The organism is Pseudofrankia inefficax (assembly GCF_000166135.1).
GTDB lineage: Bacteria > Actinomycetota > Actinomycetes > Frankiales > Frankiaceae > Pseudofrankia > Pseudofrankia inefficax.
The window spans coordinates 2,439,076-2,463,257 of the sequence record NC_014666.1 but is presented as its reverse complement, the minus strand read 5'-3'; the positions used below and the strand labels follow the sequence as shown (position 1 = coordinate 2,463,257).

Here is a 24,182-nt window from a genome sequence, read left to right as displayed (position 1 = left end):
GCGCCGGCGCGGCGGGACTTACGGCGTCAGCTGGTCAGCGACAGCAGGTGACGCCGCGACGCATGAAGTCGATCACGCGTCGCCGGGTGAGGTGTCGGCCGGACAGGCGCGGGGGGACAGCCGAGCGTCCGGCGACCGACCGCGGGGCGCGGTCCTCGGGACCAATCTCGACCATGTCAGTGAAGATAGTGGATTCGTCCGCCCCTGGCCAACGACGATTCGCGATCGGGCCGATCGCGCCTGCTTATCACCCGCGCGGCCCGGCGACCTGGCACCCGTGCGCCCGGCGACCACGGCCGGTGCGGCCCGCGGCCGGGCCGGACGAATCGACGCATCCGCCGATCGGGCCACAAAAGCCCAGCTACCCTGTCGAACATGGCGGGCGTGCTGGACATAGTCGCACTCCGCAGCCTGACGTCGATCGCCGACTCCGGCGGCTTCCGTCGGGCGGCCGACAGCCTGCACCTGTCCCAGTCCGCCGTCAGCCAGCACATCCGGCGCCTCGAGCAGGTGTGCGGCCGTCCGCTGGTGCGCCGGGGCGGCAACCGCGCGCAGTTCACCCCCGAGGGCGAGCTGCTCGTCGCCGAGGCCCGCAAGATCCTCGCCGCCCACGACGACGCCCTCGGCCGGCTGCAGGCGGCCGACTCCGGGCGCACGCTGGTGATCGGCGCGACCGAGCACGCGGCCGACCTGCTGCTTCCCTCGATCACGGCGCGGCTGCGGACGAGCTTCCCGGACTGCTCGGTCCGGTTCCGCATCGACCGCGGCAAACAGCTCAACGACCGCCTCGACGAGGGCGCCCTCGACGCCTCCCTGTTCATGGGCGACGTCCGGGGCCGCGACGTCAGCCCGGCCGGCGCGCTGCCGCTCGCCTGGTACGCCGCGCCGGGGTGGCACCTGCCGGAGGGCCGCGGCGACATCCCGCTGGTCGCGATCGACGAGCCCTGCACGATTCGCCGCAGAGCCCTGAAGGTTCTCGGCGACAGCGGCCAGGCCGGTTCCGTCGTCTGCGAGGCCGGCCATCTGGCCGGGGTGCTGCACGCCGCCCGCGCGGGCCTCGGGGTCGCGCTGCTCGCCCACCTCGGCACCGCGCCGGAGGGCCTGGAACAGCGGCACGACCTCCCCCCGGTCGAGCCCGAGCCCCTGCACGTCCGGGGCCGTCGCGGGGCACCCGCGGCACTGGTGACCGCCGTCGCCGAAGCCGCGTCCGGCCTGCTCTACGCACCGGCGCCGGTAGGTCGTGATCGCTGATTTGGACCTCGGACGGTCGTGAGACTGCCGCCGGGACGACCAGCCGAGGGTCGGAACAGTGATCACCAGCCGGCGGGCGGGCCGGAACGGCGCCGGGCCGCCGGCGAGTTCCGCCAGCGGCCCGGGTCTCACTAGGTGGCTCTCGGCTCAGGTGGTCGACCTGCCGCCTTCCGCTGTCCGCGCCGTGCCGTTCGCCGACGCCCCCTTGGCCAGGCTCGATCCGCCGACGCCCCCGGTGCCGCTCGCGCCGCCGAGCCCGCCGATCATGTTGCGGGCCAGCTGTAGGGCGCTCGCTCCCTGAGACAGTGCCTGGGCCAGCGCGTCACCCAGGCCGGCCGCGCCATTCAGCACGATCAGCTGGTCGATCGCGCCGAAGGGCTTGGCCGCGGCCTCGACGATGGCTGGCCACTGTTCCGCGAGCTGCTGGCCGATCACGGCGTCCTGGTTGGCGGCCAAGGCCTCGGCCCTCGCCTTGATGGCCTCGGCCTCGGCCAGGCCCTTGGCCCGCATCGCCTCCGCCTCGGCCGTGCCGACGGACCGCTTGGCGTGGGCGTTCGCGTCACCGGTCTTGCGGGTCGACTCCGCTTCGGCCGTGGCGAGCACCTCGATCTGCCTTGCCCGAGCGTCGGCCTCCGCGCGGACCCGGACCGCGTTGGCCTGCGCGGCCAGCTCCATCTGCCGGGCGTCCGCCTCGGCGGAGCTGATGTTCGCGTCGCGCAGGGCGCGGGCGAGCGTGGTCTGCTCGTACGCGCGGGCGTCGGCGGGCTTGCGGACGGCGGCCTGCAACCGCTGCTCCTCCCGGTTCGCCTCCAGCTCGGCGACCTTGGTCTGTTCGACCACGACCTGCTGGTGGGCGACCGCCTCGGCCAGCGGCCCCGACTGGGTCGCCCGCGCGGCCGCCTCGTCGACCTCGGCCTGGAATCCGGACCGCTTGATCGAGCTGTTGCGACTCGCCTCGGACTTGAGCGCCAGGGAGATCTGTTCCTGTTCGGCGGCCTGCCGGTCGGCCTCCGCCTCGGCGATCCTGGCCTGGGCCGCGACGGCCGCGACGTGTGGGCGGCCGAGGTTGGCGATGTAGCCGGTCGGGTCGTCGATCTCCTGGATCTGCAGCGAGTCGACGATCAGCCCCAGCTTCTCCATCTCGGTGCCGGAGCTGGCCCGGGTGAGCTGCGTCAGCTTCTCCCGGTCCCGGATGAGGTCCTCGACGGTGAGCTGGCCGACGATGGCCCGCAGGTGGCCGGCGAACACGTTGTGGACACGCGTCTCCATCGCGTCCTGCTGGTCGAGGAAACGGCGGGCCGCGTTCGCGATCGAGGCGAAGTCGTCCCCCACCTTGAAAATGACGACGCCCCGAATGCCCACCGGAATGCCCTGCTGGGTGACGCAGTCGATGCCGAGCTGCGCGGCCCGCAGATCCAGCGACATGCGCCTGACCTTCTGCACGGCCGGGGTGACGAGCACACCCTTGCCCGTGACGATCTTGAAACCGAGGCTTTCGGCCACGGCGTCATGCTGGCCCCGGCGGGCCCGCAGACCGGAGATGAGCAGGGCCTCGTTCGGCTCGGCGACCCGCCACATCATTCTGAACAGCCCGACCGCCACCAGTACGCCGACAACCGCCGCACCGATGATTACGTAGAGCACGACCCCTCCAGTTGGCCAACCGAACCCGGACCGCCGGCTCGCACCTACCCGGACGGTGCTCGGGATAGCGCGAAAGTGGCTTCTGGGACAGGTGGACGGGAGCCGTGATTTTCCGCCCAGGAGCAGAGAAGTCGCTTCCAGGGCGGAATTCTGGCACTCGGCCGACGCCGTGCGTGTCAGCTTGGCGACTCTCCAGGAGATCTTGTAGGGGCAGTCCGGACCACCCCGTGACGCGGTGCCAGGCGCCGCCTGGGCACGAGCCTCCGGGCGCCCGCCGACCTGGCCCGGCCGCTCACACCCGGACCACCACCACCGACCTCGGCGGGTAGTACTCGACGACGAGCACCCGGGAGCCGACCATGATCGTCGCCTCGCCGTCCTCGGCATAGGCGTGGAACGCCTCTGACCCGCCGCGGACCGCCAGCATGACCTCGCCGACCAGGCCGGGAGCGATCTTCCCGGTCACCCGGCCCGATTTGCCGATCACTGTCTGGTCGGCCATGTGCCCCTCCGCGTGACAGCCAGTCCCTGGTCCCCACCGTGCTTTGGTCCCACCGTGCCTTCGACCCCACCGTGCCTTCGACCCCACCGTGCTTTCGACCCCGCCGTGCTTTCGACCCCACCGTGCCAGGTCCCGCGTGGCGGGCCGGGCCGGACTAGCGCATCAGCTCGCCGCTGTTGACCAGCAGGTACTGGCCGGTGACGGCCCGGGACAGGTCCGAGCAGAAGAACACCGCGGCGTCGGCCACCTCACGGTCCTGCGTCATGCGCCGCAGCGGGAACCCCCTGGTGATCTCGTCGAGGATCTCCTCGGTCGTCCTCCCCTCGGACTGGGCGCGGAAGTCGACGTACATTTCCACGTTCGGCCCCCACATCCAGCTGGGCACGACCGTGTTGACCCGGATTCCGTCCGGGCCGAGCTCATCGGCCAGGTAGTACATCGCAGAAAGAAGCGCTCCCTTCGAGGCCGCGTAACCGCCCTGGGGAAGCGCGACCTTGAACGCGGACTGACTACCGACCAGAACGACCGAACCACCGCCGCGCTCCTTCATCGCCGGCACGACGGCCCGCAGCAGCCGGAGGCTGCCGAGGACGTTCGTGTCGAAGGCCCGGGCCCACTTGTCGAGGTCGGCGTCGAACAGCCCGCCGAACGCGTCCTCGAACGCGGCGACCTGCACGACCGCGTCGACCGAGCCGAAACGGTCGACGGCCGCGGAGACCAGCGAGCGGCAGCTTTCCTCGTCGTTGATGTCCGCCGGGTGCGCCAGCACCCGCTCCCCCGCCGGGTCGAGTTCCTTGGCGGTCTCGCGTAATCCGTCCGCGGACCGGGCGGCGATAACCACGTTCGCGCCGGCCGCGAGCATGGACACGGCCATCTCCCGGCCCAGGCCGCTCCCGACTCCGGTGATGACGATGGTCTTGTCACGTAGCAACACGTCGGCGCCCTCTCCGTTGGGCCCGGCCCCGCCGGGCGCAGGTCAGTGTAGGTTGCGATCTTCGCTACGCGTATCCCATTTCCGCGAGCAGACGAACACGATCCGTTACCATTGCGCCGCCCGGCCGACCCATCGCGCTTTCTTGACAGATTCCAGAAAAGGGGCCACGGTACTAGGCGTGGTCACGACCTCGGACTGGGAGCGCTCGGACTGGGAGCGGATGTTGCGCGGGGCCGCCCTGCGGGTCACCCGCCCTCGGGTGGCTGTGCTCGGCGCGGTGTTCGCGCATCCGCACGCCGACACGGACTCGATCATCGGGGCCGCGCGCAGAGACCTCCCCGAGGTGTCCCACCAGACCGTGTACGACGCGCTGCGCGCGCTGACGTCCGCGGGCCTGGTCCGGCGCATCCAGCCGTCGGGGTCGGTGGCCCGTTACGAGTCGCGGGTCGGGGACAACCATCACCACGTGGTGTGCCGGTCCTGCGGTGCCATCGCGGACGTCGACTGCGCCGTCGGCGACGCGCCGTGCCTGACCGCGTCCGACGACCGTGGCTACGCGGTCGACGAGGCGGAGGTCACCTACTGGGGCCTGTGCCCCGACTGTTCCGCCGCCAGGAGTCCGGACCGACTCTGATCCGCCGACGCTCGGAGGGAAGTCCAGTGTCCGAGAACCACGATGCCGTCGTTGGTGACATGAACGACGCCACGAACAACGCAGAAGGCTGCCCGGTCGTGCACACGCGCGCCCCGCACCCCACCCAGGGCGGTGGGAACCGCGGCTGGTGGCCCAACCAGCTCAACCTGAAGATCCTCGCCAAGAACCCGGCGGTCGCCAACCCGCTCGGCGAGGAGTTCGACTACGCCGCCGCGTTCCAGACCCTCGACCTGGCCGCCGTGAAGCAGGACATCACCGCGGTCCTGGTGACCTCGCAGGACTGGTGGCCCGCGGACTTCGCCAACTACGGCCCGCTCATGATCCGGATGGCCTGGCACAGTGCCGGCACGTACCGGATCAGCGACGGCCGTGGCGGCGCCGGCGCCGGCCAGCAGCGGTTCGCGCCGCTGAACAGCTGGCCGGACAACGGCAACCTCGACAAGGCCCGCCGGCTGCTCTGGCCCGTCAAGAAGAAGTACGGCCAGAAGATCTCCTGGGCCGACCTGATGGTCCTCGCCGGCAACGTCGCCCTGGAGTCGATGGGCTTCCAGACCTTCGGCTTCGGCGGCGGGCGCCCGGACGTCTGGGAGCCCGAGGAGGACGTGTACTGGGGCCCCGAGACGACCTGGCTCGGCGACGAGCGCTACACCGGCGACCGGGAGCTGGAGAACCCGCTCGGCGCCGTCCAGATGGGCCTGATCTACGTCAACCCGGAGGGCCCGAACGGCACCCCCGACCCGCTCGCCTCGGCGCGCGACATCCGCGAGACGTTCCGCCGGATGGCGATGGACGACGAGGAGACCGTCGCGCTGATCGCCGGCGGCCACACCTTCGGCAAGACCCACGGCGCCGGCCCGGCGGACAACGTCGGCCCCGAGCCCGAGGGCGCGCCGATCGAGCAGCAGGGCCTCGGCTGGAAGAACGCGTACGGCACCGGCAAGGGCGGCGACGCGATCACCAGTGGCCTCGAGGGCACCTGGACCCCCACGCCGACCATGTGGGACAACAGCTTCTTCGAGACCCTGTTCGGCTACGAGTGGGAGCTGTTCGACAGCCCCGCGGGCGCGCACCAGTGGCGCCCGAAGGAAGGCGCCGGAGCGGACGCCGTCCCCGACGCGCACGACCCGGCGAAGCGCCACGCCCCGACGATGCTCACGACGGACCTCGCGCTGCGGTTCGACCCGATCTACGAGCCCATCTCGCGGCGTTTCAAGGACAACCCGGACGCCTTCGCGGACGCGTTCGCGCGGGCCTGGTTCAAGCTGACCCACCGCGACATGGGGCCGGTCGCGCGGTACCTCGGGCCCGAGGTACCGACCGAGGAGCTGCTCTGGCAGGACCCGGTTCCCCCGGTGACCGGCGCGCTCGTCGACGCGGCGGACGTGGCCACGCTCAAGGCCCAGGTACTGGCGTCGGGCCTGTCGGTCCCGCACCTGGTCTCGGCCGCCTGGGCCGCCGCCTCGACGTTCCGCGGCAGCGACAAGCGGGGCGGGACCAACGGCGGGCGCATCCGCCTGGAGCCGCAGCGTGACTGGGAGGTCAACGAGCCCGACCAGCTCGCGACCGTCCTGCGCACCCTGACCGGGATCCAGGAGGCGTTCAACGGCGCCCAGTCCGGTGGCAAGCAGGTCTCGCTGGCCGACCTGGTCGTGCTCGCCGGCGACGCCGCCGTCGAGTGGGCCGCGAAGAACGCCGGCGTCGAGGTCGAGATCCCGTTCGTTCCGGGGCGTACCGACGCGTCGCAGGAGCAGACCGACGTCGAGTCGTTCGCCGCGCTGGAGCCGAGCGCTGACGGGTTCCGCAACTACGTGGGCAAGGGCCAGCGCCTGCCGGCGGAGTTCCTGCTGGTCGACCGGGCGAACCTGCTGACGCTCTCCGCTCCGGAGATGACGGTCCTCGTCGGTGGCCTGCGCGTCCTCGGCGCGAACTACCACCAGTCGCCGCTGGGCGCCTTCACCGCGACCCCGGGAGCGCTGACGAACGACTTCTTCGTCAACCTGCTCGACCTGGGCACGACCTGGACGCCGACGGCGCAGGACGCGACCGTCTTCGAGAGCCACGACGAGGGCGGCCGGGTCCGCTGGACCGGCAGCCGCGTGGACCTCGTCTTCGGCGCGAACTCCGAGCTGCGGGCGATCGCCGAGGTCTACGCGAGCGACGACGCGAAGGAGAAGTTCGTCCACGACTTCGTCGCGGCCTGGTCCAAGGTCATGAACCTCGGCCGGTACGACCTCGGCTGATCGTGGTCGGGGTGTCGCGGACGGTCGGACCTGGCCGGCCGCGGCACCCCGGTCCGACCGGCGGCCGCGCCGTCAGCCGGTCGCACCGGCGGGCCGGCCGAGGGCGCGCAGGATGCTGCCGGTGAGCTCGGTCGCGATCCGCGCCGCCGGCCAGCCCAGGCTGTCGTGCAGGTCGACGACCACCCGCTCGTCGAACACCGTGACCCAGAGAAGCACGCCGTAGTCGGCCGGTGTGGGCGGGATGAAGCCCGCGTCGGCCAGCTTGGCCAGCATCGGCGCGAGCGCGTCGAACAGCCGCCCGATCACCGGGTCCTCGGCGCGCAGCCGCTGCAGGAAGCCCCGCGAGGACCGGACGTGTACGACGGCCGGGCCCCAGCCGACGGCCTCCCGGACCCAGACCTCACACACCGCGACGAACCGGCGCAGCGCGTCCGGGCCGGGCGGCACCGCCTCCATGCGCGTGACGAGGAGCTCGACGAGCTGCGTGTAGTAGGCGTCGAGGGCCGTGGGGACGTCCGGGAAGTGCCGGTAGGCGGTGGCCGTCGACACCCCGGCCTCGGCGGCCAGGTCGGTCAGGCTGAACCGGCCGCCCTGCTTCGCGAGCAGCCGCTCGGCGGCCTCCAGCAGATCGCGCCGGCTGGCCAGGAAGTCTCGCCGGATCCGGCGGCTGCGTGGCTCCTCGTCGCGGACCGTACCGCTCGCCATAGGTGTGGCGAACCACCCTCTCGCTCGTTCGGGCGCCGCGCGGACGAACCCGAAAGTGTCGCCAAGTGTAACACGTAGTTACGACGCGTTCGCATTCCTTCACTCACCGTCGCGCTCCACGCCCACTCGGGTGGGCGTCCGCCGTGACGTTGACGGCCTTCCGACAGCCGTCCTCCCCGGGCCTCTCTTCGAGCCACGAAGCCCGCCCGGTCCCGGGACGGCGGCCAGGCCTGGGACCAGCGCGGATACGTCTCCGTGGCCGTCTCCCGCTTTTCGCGTCATCGGTGGGGGTCTGTGCGGGAGATCAGGTGACCGCTCGTAGGGTCGGTGCAGGAAGTGGCACGAACCGGCACTCGTGGCCGCGGACTGTACGGCCTTCGACGGCCATAACTGACACTGAATGGGTGGTAGGCAGACCATGCGAGTGCTGTTGGCGACACTCCCCGAGCTGAGCCACGCCCTGCCGACGGTGCCGGTGTGCTGGGCGCTGCGGGCGGCCGGCGCCGAGGTGCTCGTCGCGAGCGGCGGCGACGTGGTCAAGATCGCGGGGGCCGGCCTGCCGGTGGTGGACCTGCTGCCCGGCCGGGGCATCGCCCAGTTCCTCAACGCGTTCGACGTGGCCGCGCTGTCCACGTCGGGCGACGCCCCGGCCGAGAGCCCGTCCGCCCAGGCTGAGCCCACCGCGCCCACCGCGCCCACCGCGCCCGCGCAGCCGTCGGTGTCGGAGGCGCTGAGCGAGGCGCCGGAGTACGCGGGCTTCCTGCCGCACGTGAGCGAGATCCTGCCCGAGGCGGACGTCGCCGAGCTCATGGAGATGATGCACGGCTTCGTCGAGGTCGCCGAGCGGTGGCGGCCCGACGTGATCGTCTACGGCCCGATGACGGTCGGCGCGCTGGCCGCTGCGGCCAAGCTGGACATCCCCGCCGTCGAGCACGGCTTCGGCTTCCTGCGCACCGCGGGCCTCGACCCGCTGCTGCGCGCCCTGGCCGGCGAGGTGTTCGACCGTCATGGCGTGGACCTGCCGACCCAGCGGTACGGCATCGACGTGGCGCCGCCGAGCATGCTGGAGAGCGAGCCGCAGGGCTGGTCGATGCGGTACGTCCCCTACAACGGCGGCGCGGTGGTGCCCGACTGGCTGAACGAGCAGCCGGCCCGGCCGCGGGTGCTCGTCACGCTGGGCAACCTCATCCCCCAGCTGTCCGGGTCGAGCGGGCACAACCTGGTCGGGCGGATCCTCCAGCAGGCGGCCACGGTCGACGCCGAGTTCGTGCTGGCGCTGGGCGCCGTGGACCCGACCGGCCTCGGCGGGCTCCCGTCGAACGTCCGGGCCGTCGGCTACATGCCGCTGACCCAGCTGATGCCGACCTGCTCCGCGGTCATCCACCACGGGGGCGCCGGCACGAGCATGGGCGCGCTGGACGCCGGCATCCCGCAGCTCGTCGTGCCGCACCTGTTCGACCACCAGCACACCGCGGACGTCGTCGTGAAGCGCGGCGCCGGCATGGCGCTGGACCTGGTGGCCGAGCCCGACCTGCCGGCCGGCCTCCTGGACGCGCTGGTGCGCGACGAGCACCTGCGCGCGGGTGCCCGCGAGGTCCAGGCCGAGATCCGCGCCATGCCGACCCCGGCCGAGATCGCGACGCGCATCTTCGACCTGGTCGCCGGCTGAGGCGCGTGCCGACCGGCTGAGTGGTACCGGCGGCGCGGGGGCCGGGGCTGGGCCGCCGCGCCGCCGTCTTTCGGCCGGGGGCTACAGTCCGAGCGCCTGCTTGATCGCGTCGAAGATGAAGCCCTTCGTGAACATGGCGAACGTCGGCGTGAGCTCGACGTACGACTGCCCGGTCACGGCCTGCCCGTCAATGGTGCCGGTGACGCTGGAGGAGCCTTCCCAGTACGAGCCGGTCGTCGAGTTCGCCACGACTGGCACGTAGAGCTCCTGGTCAGCGAGCTGCGGAGTGATCGTCAACGAGCCACCGGGCAGGTTGACCTTCCATTTCTGGTCGAACACGTGCCCGGTGTGCGGGCTGGTCCAGGTACCAAGCGGCGTCTCGCTGATCGCCGTCGGGTCGAGGTTGGTCGTGCTGCCGTCAGCATGGACCAGGGTGCCGACCGTCTGGACGATCTGCTGGTTCGCGTCCTTGATGAAGTAGAGCATGTACTGCGTGTTGTTCGACAGCTGAATGCTGTACCAGTCCCAGCCGCCGGTGCCGGGGGCGAACTGGCCCCACTGGTGGTCCTGCCAGGCGATACCGGTCACGTTGACCAGCAGGCCGTGGTCGAACAGCGTGCCCTTGGCCTTGAGGTTCGTCTGCGAATAGTAGGCGGACTGCCCGAAGGGACCGTACGGGATGATGCCGGCATTGCCGTGCAGGGCGGTCGGCGTGGACTGGCTCAGCGTGAGGTTGATGGACGAGTAGCTGAGATCGGCGAAGCCACCGGAGAGGTGGTTGACCCCGTTCTTGCCGTCCATGTGGATCGTGCCGACCGTGTTGTTGAAGCCGCCGCCGGACGGGATGACGTCGGGCTGGAGCGAGAACATGGACATGTTCTGCTTGAAGGTGCCCCGAGTGATGTCGCTGATCGCGAGCTGGCCGTCGTAGGCGGTGGCCGTCGGCGCGGTGCCCAGCGCGTCCAGGCGAATGATCGTCTCTTCGAACCCGTACTCGTGGTGCCCTCCGAAGGCGTCAGTGCCCTGGAGGTGGCCGGTGAAATACCACCACTCCATGGGTGACGACGGATGGGGCACCTCGTCGGCCGGCAGCGACACCGGCGCGGCCGCCGAGGCCCCCGGCGACGCCAAGACGAGCAGGAACGGGACGCACAACGCGCCTAAGAACGTCGCGAGTCGTCTGTGCCGACGCCTGTCGAGGTGTGAACGGCGGATCAGTTGCATGGTGCTGCCTCCTAGCAACAGTGGGGCCGAGACCACGAGGCATGACGCGCGCTCGCAGCCTGAGAAGGACCGGCTGAACGACCGGAACCGCCGGGGGCGCCGAACGACGGCGTTCTCCTCGGAACCGGCGTCGGCCGGCTTGTCCGCGCCGCCCAGGTCGACGTCACGGAAACCTGTTATGTCGCGGCCAGGCTGCCTTCACCCACAAAGCAGGTCACCGCGCTACGCATTGGTTGAACCGGCCGCCCGTGGCGTCAGTCGCCACTCCGGACGAGCCGCAGCGCCTCGGTCGGGCATTCGGCGACGATGTCGGCCAGGGCCTCGTCGGTACCGTCGACCGGCCCGATCACCGTCGCGACACCGTCGACCAGGTCGAAGATCGACGGCGCCGCGTAGACGCACGCTCCGGTGCCCAGGCACCGGTTGCGGTCCACCTCGACCCGCCATTCCCGGGTGGCGTCGCGCGAGCCGGACATCACGCGGCCGTCCGGACCGTCAGGTTGGTCATCCGGCGGGCGTTGAAATGGGTCGGGTCGTACTCGACGTCCCCGACGATCTCGGCCTGGTCGCCGAAACGGCGCTCGAACTCCTCGATCACCAGCCGGCCCTGGGCCTTCACCAGGTTCAGGCCGATGCACAGGTGCGGGCCGGCGCCGAAGATGATGTTTCCGGCGTGGTTGCGGGTCACGTCGAACCGGCGCGGCTCGGGCCATTTCGCCGGGTCCAGCCAGGCGGGGGCGAACATGGGCATCACGAACGAGCCCTTTTCGAGCAGCTGTCCGCCGACCTCGATGTCCTCCAGGGGGAAACGGGGGAAGCCACCGAACTTCCCGTGCCCGGACCAGCGCAGCACCTCCAGGATCGCGCCCTCCGTCAGCTCGGGGCGGGCCCGCAGGATCGCGCGCTGGTCCGGGTGCAGGAGCAGGGCCCGGATCACGGTCGTGTGCAGGTCGACGGCGGTGTCGGCGCCGGCCGTCACCAACGCGGTGATCAGGGTGACGATCTCCCAGTCGGTCAGCCGCTCGCCGTCGATCTCGGTCGCGAGCAGGGTGCCGATGAAGTCGGCGTCGGCGTCGTCCTCGGCCCCCGTCGTGGCGGCCGCGCGGCGCTCGGCGACGATGTCCAGCAGGTACCGCAGGCCGGGCAGCGTCCCCTCGATGTACCGCTGGCGGTCCTGCGCCGCGTACATCGGGTTCTGGGCACGGACCAGGTTCCAGCCGAGCCCGTGCTCGAAGAGCGTCTCGGCCTCCGGCGGCACCCCGACCATCCGGGCGATCGCGCGGATCGGCACCTTCGCCGCGATCTCGGTGGCGACGTTGAACTCGGCCGGGTTCTCGATCTCATCGAAGATCCCGATGACGGCGTCGCGGATCCTCGCCTCGATCCGGTCCATCACGCGCCGGGAGAAGGCCGGCGCTGTCAGCCGGCGCAGCCGCATGTGCTCGGCCGGCGCGACCACCGGCAGCGCCAGCGACTGCAGCTTGTCGTAGAGGTTCCACTCCGCCTCGGCCTTGGGCGCCGGGGCGTCCTTCCAGTCGGCGAACCGGGTGCTGTAACGGGGGTCGCGCAGGATCTCGGCCACGAGGTCGTGCGGCGACACCAGCCAGGCGTTGAGGTCCTTGTGGAAGGCGACCGGATAGTCCGTCAGGAGCCGCTCGACGGACGGGTAGGGGTCCCTGACCGACTCGACGTCGAACGGGTTGTACACCGACAGGTCGATCTCGACCCGGCCGGCGACGGTGGCGGGAGTCATGCTCTTCCCCCTGGAAGTCGTTTGGTATCGCGCTCGGCCCCGAGGCGGACGGTCGCTGGCGGCACGCCAACCCGCGGCCCTCAGCCACCTTGCAGATGCGAGAACCGGGTTCTCGCAGGATGGGTGGCTGCCCGGCGAACAGCCCCGACTGTTCCCTGTAGACAGCGCCTCCTCCCCGCCAGGGACGATAGATGAGGATGTCCTCAGGTTTCAAGACCTGACGGGGATCCGGAGAGACCTCGGCGGCACCGGGCCGCAGACCACGGTCGCGCGGGCCGGCGGGTCGACCGGGAAGGCGGCGAGGCCGGCCGGCAGCGGCACCGTGACCCGCTCCGGGCCGGGGCGGCCGGCGGTACCGACGGTCGCGGCGGCCCCGGCCGCCGGCCGGCCTACCATCGCGGCCGCGCGGCCGACGACGCTCTAGTAACAGATCGACCACATTGCGTGATCTCGGTCGCCTTCAGGGCGCCTGGACGGCGAGGAGACAGACGTCGTCCTCCCGGTCCGCGTCGCCGGCGACCTCGGCCAGGATGCCGTCACAGAGATCGCCGAGGCCCAGCCGAGAGTGGTCGGCGGCGACGTCGGCGAGGAGGTCCAGCCTGTCGGTGAGGGAGGCATCCCGTCGCTCGACCAGCCCGTCGGTGTAGAGCAGGAGTCGGGCGCCGGGCGGCACGCTCAGCGCGGTCTGCCCGTAGGAGAGCGTCGGGTCGACGCCGAGCAGGGGGCCGTGGACGTCGTCGAGGTAGTGGACGTCCGAGCCGGTCACCAGCAGCGGCGGCGGGTGCCCGGCGCAGGACCAGGTGAGCCGGCGGGTGGCCGGGTCCAGGTGGGTGACGACCGCGGTCGCCGTGGTGGCGTCCGGGTCGGGCGCGAGGTTCGCCGACAGCTGGGTGGTGATGCCCGCCGGCGAGTAGCCCGCCAGCGCGTAGGCACGGGCGGCGTGGCGTAGCTCGGCCATCGCGGCGACCGCGGGGAGGCCGTGGCCGGCGACGTCGCCGACCACCAGCAGGACCGCGCCGTCCGGGAGGACGTTGGCGTCGTACCAGTCGCCGCCGATCCCGGCATCGCGGACGGCTGGCAGGTAGTGGGCGGCCAGGTCGATGCCGAACACCTGCGGCAGGGTCTGCGGCAGGATCGCGCGCTGCAGGATGTCGACCATCGCGCGCCGCCAGGTCACGTCGACGACGAGGCCGATCACCCGGGCGGACCGGCCGCCCGTGTTCGCCACGATCCGCCCGATCCCCTGGATCCACGCCTGGGACCCGTCCGGGCGCACCACCCGGTACTCCGACAGGTACGAGCCGTGCTCCGCGATCGCCGTCTCCACGGCTTCCTGGACCTTCGGGAGATCGTCGGGGTGGATGGTCGCGTAGAAGTCGTCCATCGTCCCGCCGAAGTCCTCCAGCCGGACGCCGTGCAGCTCGGCTGTGCGCCTGTCCCAGGTCAGCCGCCCGCCGAGCACGTCGCGGTCCCAGATCCCGACCTCGGCGTCGTCGCGCGCGAGGTCACCGGCCTGCGCCAGCTCCCAGCCGGTCCCCGGCCCCATCGCCTCGAACCGGTTCGCCATCGCCCCCGCCTCCCTCCGCGCCACAGCCTAGGTCGTGCGGCGCAGCTGGGCGTAACCAAAGGTGCCCAGTTCTCGACCGTCAGCTACCAGCCAGCTGCCCGAAAGTCAGCCCTTGCCAGATAGTCTTCGCGCAGATAATCTTCTCGCAGAGCATCCGATCGGAAGGGGAAGCGCCATGTGGGAGTACGAGCACAGCGTCGAGACCACCGCCACGCCGGAGGCGCTCTGGCGTCACTGGTCCGACATGGCGGCGTGGCCGGAGTGGAACGACGGCATCGAGAAGATCGAGGTCGGTGGCCCGTTCGCCGTCGGCACGCGCTTCACCATGACCCCGCCCGGTGACGACCCCATCGAGATGCGCCTCGTCGAGATCACGCCAGGCGAGCTGTTCACCGACGAGATGGACGCCGGCGACTTCGTCGTGCGTACCGAGCACCGGCTGGAGCGAGTCGACGGCGGCCGGACCCGGGTGGTCTACCGGACCGAGATCACGGGTGCTGCCGCCGAGCAGGTGGGCCCGCAGCTCGGCCCGGCGATCACGGCCGACTTCCCCGAGGTGGTCGCCGCCCTGGTGGCCCGCGCGGAGCGCTAGGCCGTGCCGGCGAATCCCGACGACAGCCCCGGATTCCTGCTGTGGCACGTCACGCTGCGCTGGCAGCGTGACATCGCCGCCGCGCTGGCTCCGCTGGACCTCACCCACGTGCAGTTCGTGCTGCTCGCGACGACCTGGTGGCTGAACTCCCGCGGCGGGGAGCCGAACCAGCTCAGCGTGGCGGTCCAGGCCGGCACCGACGTGAAGATGACCTCACAGGTGCTGCGCAAGCTCGAAGCCAAGGCCCTGCTGGTGCGCGAGGTCGACCCGACCGACACCCGGGCCCGGAGGCTGCGGGTCACCGAGCGCGGCGCCGACCTGGCCCAGCGGGCGATCGCCGCCGTGGAGCAGGTCGACGCCGAGTTCTTCCGGGCCGTGCCCGACCCCGCCGGGCTGCTCACGACGCTGCACCAGCTCGCCCGCCGCGACGACCGAGGAGAGACGACGCGATGACCACGATCACGATCACCCCCCGGGGGCCGTTCTCGCTGGCGGCCGGTACCCGGTTCCTGGAGGGCTTCACGCCCGCCAGCTACGACGCGGCGCCCGACGACGTGCTGCGGCTGGCCTTCCCCACCGACGACGGCCACACCAGCGCCGGGGCCGCGATCCGCCAGGCACCGGACGGCACCGTCCACGCCGACCTCACCGGCGGCGCGGACCCGGCCGCCGTCCGGGCGCAGGTGGCCCGCATCCTGTCCCTGGACGTCGACGGCGCCGCCTTTCCCGACTGCGTGGCCGCCGACGCGGTGGCCGCCGGCCTGGCCGCCCGTCATCTCGGGCTGCGCCCGGTCTGCTTCCCGTCGCCCTACGAGGCGGCCTGCTGGACGATCATCGGCCACCGGATCCGGCTGACCCAGGCCGCTCGGCTCAAGGCGACCATCGCCCGCGAGCACGGCGAGACGATCACCGTCGCCGGTCAGCCGACCGCGGCCTTCCCCACCCCCTCGACGCTGCGGACCGTCGACGATCTGCCCGGCCTGTCCGAGCTGAAGATGGGCCGGCTGCGCGCCGTCGCGCAGGCCGCCCTCGACGGTGAGCTCGACGCGGCCACGCTGCGCGCGCTGCCGACCGAGGAGGCGCTGCGGCACCTGCAGGCGCTGCCCGGGATCGGCCCCTTCTCCGCCGAGCTGATCCTCATCCGCGGCGCCGGCCATCCCGACGTCTTCCCCGGCCACGAGCGCCGGCTGCACCAGGCGATGGCGAAGGCCTACCACCTCGACAGCCCGGAGCTCGGCCAGCTCAGCCGGCTGGCCCAGCGGTGGGCGCCGTTCCGCAGCTGGGTCACCCTGCTGTTGCGCGCGCACGCCACCGCCGCATTCGCCTGATCGCCGCTATGAGGGAGCATCGGGGCCTTCGGCGCCGGCGATGAGGGAGAAGGCGCGCTCCCGCCGGCTGTCCCAGCGTTCGGCCCGCCGGGTGGCCCGGGCCAGCTTCGGCGGGTCGTAGCGACGCCGCGCCCACGGGCTGCGCGGGGCGGCGAGTCGGGTGGCACCCCAGATCCCCAGCACGGTCACGAAGACGCTGAACATCGCCGTCCAGGGTTTCCCCTTGATCGCGGTCAGCACGGTGAGGGACAGGTTGAACAGCACGAGCCCGACCAGCGTCCAGCGGGCTGAGCGCTCGTCGCCACTGATGTCGGCCAGGCCGAAGGGCGCCGCGCGGACCAGGAAGAGCCCGGTCAGCGCCGTGGCGACGATGACCGCGTCGACGGAGGACCGGCCCTCCCTGGTCCAGTAGACGTCCTGCAGGTGCAGCAGCAGCGCGAACTCGTCGAGAACGAGACCGGCGCCGATCCCGAAGACGAGCGCCAGGACGTCCCGCCAGGGGCCGGCCCCACTCGTCCCGAAACCGACCGTGCCGGCCACCAGCATGATGAGCACGCCGAAGAACTCATGGTGCACATGTACGCCACCGGCCGAGACGTTTCCGGGCCACCATCGGACATTCGCCCGGATAAGCCGGGCCGATGTCCTGATGAACAGGAATCCGCCGACCAGGCCGACGAGCAGCAGCAACAACGGCTGGCGCCCGGTTCTGATTATCTGGTCATGATAGGAGCCGGCGAGCCAGGACCAGTCCATACACGGATTCTGCCAGGCGCGGAGTTTTTCGGTTCACCCTCGGGCGCGGTTGCGATCAGGACGGATGGTCGATATTCATGTGACTCCAGGGACCCGGTCCAAGGCCTCTTTCGAAAGGTGGGGGGCGGACGGAGTGGTCGACGTCGACGCGCAGCTTCCAGGCGCGACACTGCCCCGGATCCAGGGTGGCCGCACCCTGGCCGCCGGACGCCGGCAGCGCGAGCGGGTCCGGCGGCTGGCCGCGCTGGGGGCCGTGGCGGTCGCCGCGCTGGACGTCGCGACCGCGCTGCTGCCCGCGCCCCGGGGCCGGCTCGTCGCCCTCGTCGACGTGGTCCCCGTCGAGCTGCCGCAGACCGCCGGCGCGGCGCTGGTCCTGGTCGCGGCCGCGCTGTGCCTGCTCGGGCGCGGTCTGCGCCGTGGGCAGCGCCTCGCGCTCCTCGGTACGGAGGCCGCCCTGGTGGGGTCGGCGGCGCTGCACCTGCTGCGCGGCCTCCAGGTCGAGGTGGCCGTCGTGAACCTGCTGGTCGCGGGCCTGCTGTGGTGGCAACGGGCGGCCTTCCCGGTCCGGCCCAACGCCGCGACGGTGCGCCGGGCCCTGGTGCTGGCCGGCTCCGGCGCGGTCGTGACCATGGTCGCCGCCCTCGGCTTCGTGTGGGCGGTCGGTGGCCATCAGCACCCGGGTGAGTCGGCGCGCGGGGTCGTCGAGCGGCTGGCCGGCGACGACCACGCGCCGCTGCCGGCCGGCACGTTCGTAACCCCGGCGCTCACCAGCGCCGGGCTGGCGATTCTGATCCTCGTCGGCTGGCTGGTCCTGTCCCCCCGGCTGCCGGTACCGCGCAGCCAGTCCGCGCACCTTGCCGACCGGGAGCGGGCCCGGGCGGTCGTCGCCGCCTACGGGGGCGACACCCTGGCGTATTTTGCGCTGCGGGACGACAAGCAGTGGATGTTCAGTGGCGGCAGCGTGGTCGCGTTCGCGGTGCGCAACGGGGTCTGCCTGGTCTCGCCCGACCCGATTGGCCCGGTCGCGGACCGGGAGCAGGTCTGGGCGGACTTCAGCGACTACGCCGAGCGGAACGGCTGGTCGCTGGCGGTCGTCGGCGCCTCCCGGGACTGGCTGCCCCGGTACGAGGAGATCGGCCTGCGGCCGGTCTACCTGGGTGACGAGGCGATCCTGGACTGCGAGGCGTTCACCCTCGAAGGCCGGACGATGAAGAGCCTGCGCGGCGCGCACAACCGGCTCACGAAGGCCGGCTGCACGGTCAGCTTCCACGACCCCGCGCGGCTCGACCCGGACCTCGCCGCGGCGCTGACCAAGCTCGCCGGCGACACCCGGCACGGCGACGCCGAACGCGGCTTCTCGATGACCCTGTCGCGGCTGTTCGACCCGCTCGACACCGGGCTGCTGCTGACCGTCGCGCACGACCCGGCGGGCGCCGCGCTGGGATTCATCCAGTGGGTGCCGTCGAGCGACATCGACGGCTGGTCGCTGGACGTGATGCGCCGCTGCGCGGACCCCGACACCCCGAACGGCGTCACCGACTTCATGGTGATCGCCACGGCGATCCACCTGCGTGAGCGGGGCGAGCACGGCCTCGGGCTCAACTTCGCGATCCTGCGGGCCATCCTGGCCGACGAGAGCCCGGGGCGGGGCACGGCCCTGCTGCAGAACGCGCTGCACCGGCTCTCCGAACACGCCCAGATCGAGTCACTCTGGCACTTCAACGAGAAGTACCGGCCCGAATGGCGACCCCGTTACGTCCTGCTCGACGCGGTGGAGCATTCTGCCATCCAGGGCCTGACCATCGCCGAAGCCGAAGGAGTCGACGAGATTCCCGTCATCGGCCGTTTCCTGTCCGGCGGCAGCGGTCCGTGATCGGATTCGTCTGGTCGCTGGCCGCCGCCTGCGCGGCGGCCGTCCTCTACGGCACCAGCAGCGTGCTCCAGGCCCAGGCGGCCGGCCGCGGCGCGGCGGTCACCGATCTGCTGCGCCGCCCGGCCTACCTCGTCGGGCTGGCCTTCGACGGCATCGCCTGGCTGCTGTCGTTGCTGGCGTTGCGGCACCTGCCGCTGTTCGTCGTCCAGTCGGTCCTCGCCGGCTCCCTCGCCGTCACCGCCGTGCTGGGCCACGTCGTGCTGCGGGTGCCGCTGCGGCGCTCGGCCGCCGTCTCGGTCGGGGTGCTGGTCGTGGCGCTGGTCGTGCTGGCCTGCTGCGGTGGCCACCAGCCGGCGCCGACGACCAGCGCCGCGGTCCGGCTGGGCCTGCTCGTCGCCGCGGTGGCGCTGCTGGTGCTGGCGGTCCTGGCCAGGAGCGCCAGACCCGTGGGCCTGGCGCTCCTGGCCGGGCTGGCGTACTCCGGCGCGGCCCTCGGCGCCCGCGCCCTGCAGGGCCACGCGACGGGACTCCCCCAGTTGCTGGAACAGCCGCTGGCCTACGCCGTCCTGCTGTACGGCGTGGCGGGGACCTACGCGTACGCCCAGGCGCTGGAGCGCGGCGAGGTCACCGCCGTCACCGCGACACTCTGGTCGGTCGAGGTCGTCGTCCCCGCCGTCGTCGGCCTGTCCGTGCTGGGCGACACCGTGCGCCCAGGCTGGTGGCCCGCCCTGGTGCTGGCGCTGCTCGCGGTGCTCAGCGCGACCCTGTTGCTGGCCAGAGCGGACACCGTCGACGCTCCGCTGAGCGTCACCCCGTAGCACGGCCGGTCGGCCACCCCCGGCCCGGCGGCGGGATCGAGGATGGCCGCGGCCCAGGCGCTACCTGACGACGACGCGGACGCGGCCGAGGTTCTGGACCAGTGTGTAGGCCGCCGTGGCGTCGCCCTGCTGCTGCGAGGTGACCCGGACGACGGCGAAGTAGGTCCCGGGCTTGGTGAAGGTGTGGCTGGTGGTCAGCCGCACGGTGCTGTCGGCCTTGTCCAGCCGAGAGCTGTCGGCGAAGTCGCCGGTGCCCGCGAAGTCCCACTCGACCCTGGTGATCTTCCCACCGCCCGGTGGTTCCTGCGCGGCCACGGTGAGCGTGACGGCCTCCCCGGCCTTGGCGTCCACGCGGACGGCCGGCTTGACCTCGTTCTTCCCGACCTTGGTGACGGCCAGGCTGACGACGGGCTGGACGCCCCCGCGCTCGGCGGCGGTGGCCGCGACGTGGATCTGGGTGTCCTTGTCGATCGTGTAGCCGGTCGTCGCAGGGGGCGCGGTCCCCCGCGTGACCCAGGCGTCGAGGTCGAGCAGCGCCTGCTGGAGCTCACCGTCGTAGCTGACGATGTGCGCGCCGGCAGCCTTCGTCTCCGGCGGGGTGTGCGCGGCGTTGTCCATGTACCACAGGCGGTAGCTGCCATCCGCGTTCGAGCCGAGGAAGGCCTTGACCTGCTGGCGGTACCAGTCGGCGGACCAGGGGAAGGCCAGCACGTCGAGGGTCGACGCCAACATGATCATCTTTCCGTGGAACTTCCCGGTGGGCACACCGCCGCTGCCCTGCTGGGCGAAGATCGGCCCGGTCAGGCTCGCCCGCTGCGGGTAGAGCGGCTTCCCACTGGCGTCGACGTACTGGTTCCAGGCGGACAGGCCCCGGTCGGCCGGGGGGACCTGGTAGCGCTCGTAGTACTGCAGGGCGAGGTACCAGGAGTTGTCGAGACGCACCTGGTCGCCGGCCTTGATCGCGCTGGTCACCGTGGCGTCCGCGTCGGGGGCGAAGGTGACGGTGCTGCCGCTCGCGGTGCCGAGCGCGACCGACTTGCCCGCGGCCGCGCCGCTCGTGAGGTCGATGTCGGCCCCGGTCAGGTCGCCGGTCGGCAGCCCGGAGAGCTCCAGGCCGGTCGGCGGCGAGCCGACGACGCCGGTCACGGTGGCGGTGGCCTGGACGCGGGCGGCCGCGACCGACGACGCCGGGTCGGTGCCCGCGTACCCCTGCTTCGTCCAGAAGTCATCCACGTAGGTCGGGTCGATGATCCGGACCCCGGCGCCGATGGCGGCGACCTCGTTGCGGCTCATGTGCGCGTAGTCCCACCAGCCGCCCAGTGGGAAGCCGAGCCGCGCCGTCTCGCGCAGGACCGCCTGCTGTTCCGGGTTGAGGCCGGCATAGGGGTTGCCGCTGCCGCCCGGCTCCATCGCGTCGTCGATCTGGGGCAGCTTGTCCTTCAGCACCCGCAGCCCCAGCGACTCGACGGTCAGGTTGCTCGGGAGCGAGTTCGAGGTGCCCGGGACCATCGGCACGGCGCCGTCATAGACACCGTCGGTGTTCTCCATCGCGGCCAGGGTCTGGTAGGCACCACCGCTGGCCCCGTAGAGGTAGCCGCGCGGCCGGGCGGTGTCGTCGTAGACCTGCGCCGCGACCAGCCTGGAGAACTTCGCGGACGCCGCGTTCAGCTCGTAGCCCGCGATCGCGCCGCCGCCGGGCAGTCCGCCTGCGTTGTTGTCCGACACGACGTAGGAGTTGGTCGAGATGGCGAAGACGACCGTCTCCGGGTCGGCGTCCTCCTTGGTCACCAAGGGGTAGGTGGACTCGAAGAACCGGCCGGCGTACCTGTCCGGGAAGTAGAACGAGAACTTTCCCTTCGTCCCGGTGAATCCGCCGTGCACGTACCGCACCTTCACCGTGACCTTGGTCGCCGGGTCGGTGATGGTCCGGCGTTCGTCTAGGTCCACATAGGGCTTGTCCAGCGCCGGGTCGACGCACGACGCGGTCACCAGGGGGCCTCCGTTGCTCCCCGTCGCGCAGGGCTCCCCGGCGGTCGGCTCGGCGCTGATGCGTAACGGGCGTCCGACGTCGCTCTTCAACGCCTGGGTGGGGGACGTCGTCGGCGAGCTGGAAGCGGCGTCGGCACCCGACGAGCAGGCCGTCACCGCGGCGATCCCGATGACCGCCGCGGCCGCCGGAACGGCGAGAACGGGCCGGCCTCGGCGACCCCCGTGTCTTCCAGTCGATGCCGCCGGTCCTCGTCTCACATTTCCTCCCGCGTTCGCCTGACCTGGTGCGTGATCGCCGGGAGGCGCCCCCGCGGACCCCTCCGTCGACCCGCAGGCGATACTGGTCCCACCCCAAACCTGAGTCAACTTCTAGATTCGACCCACCTCGGAGAGGATGTTGCTGCAGGACAGGGGGAAGCCAAGGGCGAACACTGGCGATCACCGAAAGACACTCGGATTTGGGATCGGTAGGGTCGGTCCATGGCTTCCACGGCCCGCGGCCCGCGCGGTCACTACGCCCGGACGGCCATCCGCCGCGGTGAGATCGCCCAGGCGGTCCTCGACCTGGTCCTCGAGCAGGGGCACCCGAACGTCACCACGGCCGAGGTCGCGCGACGGGCCGCCACCAGCGAGGCGACGGTCCTGTACCACTACCCGAGCAAGGACCATCTCCTGCTCGCCGCCCTCGAACGGGACCAGGAGCTGGCCGTCCGCCACGCGGAGCGGGACGGGGTGCGCCCGGCCGACGGGCTGGCCGGCCTCGACATCGACGCCCTGGCCGACGCCGCGCGCTCCGCCACCCGGCGGGAACCGCTGCTGCGGCTTCGGGTCGCCCTGACCGGCCTCGCCGCGACGCCCGGACACCCGGCCGAGGACTATTTCACCCGGCAGTACCGAACCAACGTCGAGACCTACGGCCGCCTCGTCGCCGAGCGCCAGAAGACCGGCCAGGCACACCCGAGCCTGGATCCGGTGGCGGTCGCGCGGCAGTTCGTGGCCACCTGGGACGGCCTCGCGACCCAGTGGCTGCTGTCCCCCGACTTCGACCTGGGCACGATGGTCGTCCAGGCGTTCCGCCGGCTCTCCGGGCAGAACTGGATGGAGGCGGCGCGCGCCGTGATCGAGCCCCCGAACGGCATCTGACCGGCGCTCCCCGGCGTTCTCGGAGAGCGCCCGCCCACCCGGTCAGGCAGGGGCGGCGTCCGGCGCCGGTCGCTGACCGAGGGCGGCCGCGGCCGCCCGGTCGAGGTCTATGCCGCGCGCCCTGACCGGGTCGACGAGGTCTCCGTGCGTGACGATGTACCGCTCCCCGGCGAGCAGCGCCTCGATGACGTTGCCCGCGGCCTCGTCCGGCGAGACCGGGTTCTGCACCATCTCGGGATTGCTGGCGACCATGGCGACGAAGTCGTCCTGCTCCCCGATCGCCCGACGCAGGTGGTCGGGCTGGGCCTCGGCGCTGGTCTCCAGGTGCCGTGAGGCCATCCCGGACGGGAAGACGACGGACACCGCGATCCCGTCGGGCGCGAGCTCCAGCCGCAGCGTCTCCGCCAGCCCCCAGACGGCGAACTTGCTGGCCTGGTACGCGCCCAGCCGGGCGGCCGGCGACAGGACCGACGACGAGGTCGTGAACGCCAGCCGGCCGTGCGGGGCGGCCCGGAGAAGGGGCAGGAACGCCTGGGCGGTGCGGGCCGCGCCGAGCACGTTCACGTCCAGGACCCAGCGCCACTCGTCATCCGTGAGCCGCTCGACCGCGCCGAACAGCTGGACACCGACGTTCGACACGACGACGTCCGCCCGGCCGAACCGGTCGGCGACGGCGCCCGCCGCCGCGCGCACCGCCTCGCCGCTCGCGACGTCGACCCCGAGGCCGAACGCCTCCACCCCGTGCTCCGCGGTGATCGCCGCGGCCTCGGACTCGGCACGCTCCCCGTCCCGGTCGAGCAGCGCGACCCGCAGGCCACGCGCGGCGCAGCGCCCGCCCAGCGCCCGGCCGAACCCCGACGCTCCACCCGTGACAACCGCTACCTGCGCGGCCGGCCGCTCGGATTCCATCTCGTTCTCCCTGCTGTCGGATGCGGGCTGAGTCGGATGCCGGCCGCCGCCTGGTCGCGGGCAGGCGACGGCCGAGGTCGTGAGGACAGCCATGGTGAGAAAAGGGCGCGCGCCGCCCGGTCGAGGCCCTCGCGGCGCTCGGCTGGGCGCGGTCGAAGAATCGGGACGACGATTCGCGGGCGGCGCGCGAGGATCAGCCGCTCTCCGGCTTGCTGAAGTCCATCCGCAGCCGGGTCAGCCTGGAGGATTTGATCCGCCAGGCGCCGTCGGACTTCTCATACGTCTCGTGGTAATGACCGAAGCCGTTCAGGTCGGACCCGTCCGGGAAACGAACGCGATCCTCCATCGCCCAGATTCCGTCGGCCGACGACGGCGAGGTCACGGTGATCTCCGGGGTGTGGCACTGGTGAACCGTCACAGTGCCCGCGAGCGCGACCTGAAGGAAGTCGAGAAAGGGATCCCCGCCGGCGATGACGTCGCCGCCGGAATCCGTGGTGTCCATGACGACGTCATCCGTGAGGACCTGGCGATAACCCGCCCAGTCCTTCGTGTCGAGTAATCGGCAGTACCTGGCCTTGAGCTGCTTGATCGCCTCGATGTCATCCACAGGTAATCACTCCGCCGTTCTCG

At 71.9% G+C, this 24,182-nt stretch carries 22 protein-coding genes; 10 read left to right on the top strand and 12 right to left on the bottom strand.

Annotated features, from left to right (window positions below):
* The first annotated feature begins 375 nt into the window (after window positions 1–375).
* Entirely contained in the window at window positions 376–1,251 is an 876-nt protein-coding gene (locus FRAEUI1C_RS10025) for a LysR family transcriptional regulator (RefSeq protein WP_013423181.1), read from the top strand.
* A gap of 147 nt (window positions 1,252–1,398) precedes the next feature.
* Here the strand turns inward: FRAEUI1C_RS10025 and FRAEUI1C_RS10020 are convergent, their stop codons facing one another.
* From FRAEUI1C_RS10020 to FRAEUI1C_RS10010, 3 genes are all read right to left on the bottom strand, one after another.
* Complete coding sequence (locus tag FRAEUI1C_RS10020; RefSeq protein ID WP_013423180.1) at window positions 1,399–2,895, bottom strand: SPFH domain-containing protein; 1,497 nt, start codon at window positions 2,893–2,895, stop codon at window positions 1,399–1,401.
* Window positions 2,896–3,187: 292 nt separating this feature from the next.
* Entirely contained in the window at window positions 3,188–3,397 is a 210-nt protein-coding gene (locus FRAEUI1C_RS10015; protein WP_013423179.1) for an NfeD C-terminal domain-containing protein, read from the bottom strand.
* Window positions 3,398–3,551: 154 nt separating this feature from the next.
* A complete protein-coding gene (locus FRAEUI1C_RS10010) occupies window positions 3,552–4,331 on the bottom strand; it encodes an SDR family oxidoreductase (RefSeq protein WP_013423178.1) in 780 nt (259 codons plus the stop codon).
* A gap of 178 nt (window positions 4,332–4,509) precedes the next feature.
* Here FRAEUI1C_RS10010 and FRAEUI1C_RS10005 point away from each other — a divergent pair, with 178 nt between their 5' ends.
* Together FRAEUI1C_RS10005 and katG are read left to right on the top strand one after the other, a co-directional pair.
* Window positions 4,510–4,965: a Fur family transcriptional regulator gene (locus tag FRAEUI1C_RS10005; RefSeq protein ID WP_013423177.1), complete on the top strand. Its 456-nt coding sequence runs from the start codon at window positions 4,510–4,512 to the stop codon at window positions 4,963–4,965.
* Window positions 4,966–4,991: 26 nt separating this feature from the next.
* Window positions 4,992–7,226, top strand: coding sequence for a catalase/peroxidase HPI (gene katG / locus FRAEUI1C_RS10000; RefSeq protein WP_013423176.1), 2,235 nt, complete (start codon window positions 4,992–4,994; stop codon window positions 7,224–7,226).
* A 72-nt stretch (window positions 7,227–7,298) separates the two neighbouring features.
* Here the strand turns inward: katG and FRAEUI1C_RS09995 are convergent, their stop codons facing one another.
* Window positions 7,299–7,931, bottom strand: coding sequence for a TetR/AcrR family transcriptional regulator (locus tag FRAEUI1C_RS09995; protein WP_013423175.1), 633 nt, complete (start codon window positions 7,929–7,931; stop codon window positions 7,299–7,301).
* A 418-nt stretch (window positions 7,932–8,349) separates the two neighbouring features.
* Here FRAEUI1C_RS09995 and FRAEUI1C_RS09990 point away from each other — a divergent pair, with 418 nt between their 5' ends.
* Window positions 8,350–9,600, top strand: coding sequence for a nucleotide disphospho-sugar-binding domain-containing protein (locus FRAEUI1C_RS09990; RefSeq protein WP_013423174.1), 1,251 nt, complete (start codon window positions 8,350–8,352; stop codon window positions 9,598–9,600).
* 81 nt (window positions 9,601–9,681) lie between these two features.
* Here FRAEUI1C_RS09990 and FRAEUI1C_RS09985 read toward each other — a convergent pair whose 3' ends face one another.
* From FRAEUI1C_RS09985 to FRAEUI1C_RS36085, 4 genes are all read right to left on the bottom strand, one after another.
* Window positions 9,682–10,824 (bottom strand): lipocalin-like domain-containing protein, encoded by a 1,143-nt coding sequence (locus tag FRAEUI1C_RS09985; protein ID WP_013423173.1) that lies wholly within the window; start codon window positions 10,822–10,824, stop codon window positions 9,682–9,684.
* A 254-nt stretch (window positions 10,825–11,078) separates the two neighbouring features.
* Entirely contained in the window at window positions 11,079–11,300 is a 222-nt protein-coding gene (locus FRAEUI1C_RS09980; RefSeq protein ID WP_013423172.1) for a ferredoxin, read from the bottom strand.
* A complete protein-coding gene (locus FRAEUI1C_RS09975; RefSeq protein ID WP_013423171.1) occupies window positions 11,300–12,577 on the bottom strand; it encodes a cytochrome P450 in 1,278 nt (425 codons plus the stop codon). The genes FRAEUI1C_RS09980 and FRAEUI1C_RS09975 overlap by 1 nt, the downstream gene beginning before the upstream one ends.
* Window positions 12,578–13,037: 460 nt before the next feature.
* Window positions 13,038–14,144 carry a SpoIIE family protein phosphatase gene (locus FRAEUI1C_RS36085; protein WP_013423169.1) on the bottom strand — a complete coding sequence of 369 codons (1,107 nt, stop codon included), beginning with the start codon at window positions 14,142–14,144 and terminating at the stop codon, window positions 13,038–13,040.
* Window positions 14,145–14,319: 175 nt separating this feature from the next.
* Between FRAEUI1C_RS36085 and FRAEUI1C_RS09960 the strand changes: the two genes are divergently transcribed.
* From FRAEUI1C_RS09960 to FRAEUI1C_RS09950, 3 genes are read left to right on the top strand one after another with little or no spacing between them, the layout of a single operon-like run.
* Complete coding sequence (locus FRAEUI1C_RS09960) at window positions 14,320–14,736, top strand: SRPBCC family protein (protein ID WP_013423168.1); 417 nt, start codon at window positions 14,320–14,322, stop codon at window positions 14,734–14,736.
* Between the two features lie 3 nt (window positions 14,737–14,739).
* Window positions 14,740–15,189 carry a MarR family winged helix-turn-helix transcriptional regulator gene (locus tag FRAEUI1C_RS09955; protein ID WP_013423167.1) on the top strand — a complete coding sequence of 150 codons (450 nt, stop codon included), beginning with the start codon at window positions 14,740–14,742 and terminating at the stop codon, window positions 15,187–15,189.
* Window positions 15,186–16,064, top strand: coding sequence for a DNA-3-methyladenine glycosylase family protein (locus FRAEUI1C_RS09950; protein WP_013423166.1), 879 nt, complete (start codon window positions 15,186–15,188; stop codon window positions 16,062–16,064). Before FRAEUI1C_RS09955 ends, FRAEUI1C_RS09950 begins: the two co-directional genes overlap by 4 nt.
* A 6-nt stretch (window positions 16,065–16,070) precedes the next feature.
* On the opposite strand, the gene FRAEUI1C_RS09945 is transcribed toward FRAEUI1C_RS09950, so the two are convergent.
* Window positions 16,071–16,820 (bottom strand): hypothetical protein, encoded by a 750-nt coding sequence (locus FRAEUI1C_RS09945; protein ID WP_013423165.1) that lies wholly within the window; start codon window positions 16,818–16,820, stop codon window positions 16,071–16,073.
* A gap of 133 nt (window positions 16,821–16,953) precedes the next feature.
* Here FRAEUI1C_RS09945 and FRAEUI1C_RS09940 point away from each other — a divergent pair, with 133 nt between their 5' ends.
* Together FRAEUI1C_RS09940 and FRAEUI1C_RS09935 are read left to right on the top strand one after the other, a co-directional pair.
* On the top strand, window positions 16,954–18,693 hold the full coding sequence (locus FRAEUI1C_RS09940) for a bifunctional lysylphosphatidylglycerol flippase/synthetase MprF (protein WP_041259137.1): 1,740 nt from the start codon (window positions 16,954–16,956) through the stop codon (window positions 18,691–18,693).
* Window positions 18,690–19,511, top strand: a complete 822-nt coding sequence (locus FRAEUI1C_RS09935) for a hypothetical protein (protein ID WP_013423163.1) — start codon at window positions 18,690–18,692, stop codon at window positions 19,509–19,511. The genes FRAEUI1C_RS09940 and FRAEUI1C_RS09935 overlap by 4 nt, the downstream gene beginning before the upstream one ends.
* Before the next feature lie 60 nt (window positions 19,512–19,571).
* Here FRAEUI1C_RS09935 and FRAEUI1C_RS09930 read toward each other — a convergent pair whose 3' ends face one another.
* Window positions 19,572–21,500 (bottom strand): PKD domain-containing protein, encoded by a 1,929-nt coding sequence (locus FRAEUI1C_RS09930; protein ID WP_013423162.1) that lies wholly within the window; start codon window positions 21,498–21,500, stop codon window positions 19,572–19,574.
* Between the two features lie 480 nt (window positions 21,501–21,980).
* Between FRAEUI1C_RS09930 and FRAEUI1C_RS09925 the strand changes: the two genes are divergently transcribed.
* Window positions 21,981–22,643 carry a TetR/AcrR family transcriptional regulator gene (locus tag FRAEUI1C_RS09925; protein ID WP_013423161.1) on the top strand — a complete coding sequence of 221 codons (663 nt, stop codon included), beginning with the start codon at window positions 21,981–21,983 and terminating at the stop codon, window positions 22,641–22,643.
* A 42-nt stretch (window positions 22,644–22,685) separates the two neighbouring features.
* Here the strand turns inward: FRAEUI1C_RS09925 and FRAEUI1C_RS09920 are convergent, their stop codons facing one another.
* A complete protein-coding gene (locus FRAEUI1C_RS09920) occupies window positions 22,686–23,552 on the bottom strand; it encodes an SDR family NAD(P)-dependent oxidoreductase (protein WP_013423160.1) in 867 nt (288 codons plus the stop codon).
* 193 nt (window positions 23,553–23,745) lie between these two features.
* Entirely contained in the window at window positions 23,746–24,159 is a 414-nt protein-coding gene (locus FRAEUI1C_RS09915; RefSeq protein WP_013423159.1) for a nuclear transport factor 2 family protein, read from the bottom strand.
* Window positions 24,160–24,182 lie beyond the last annotated feature (23 nt).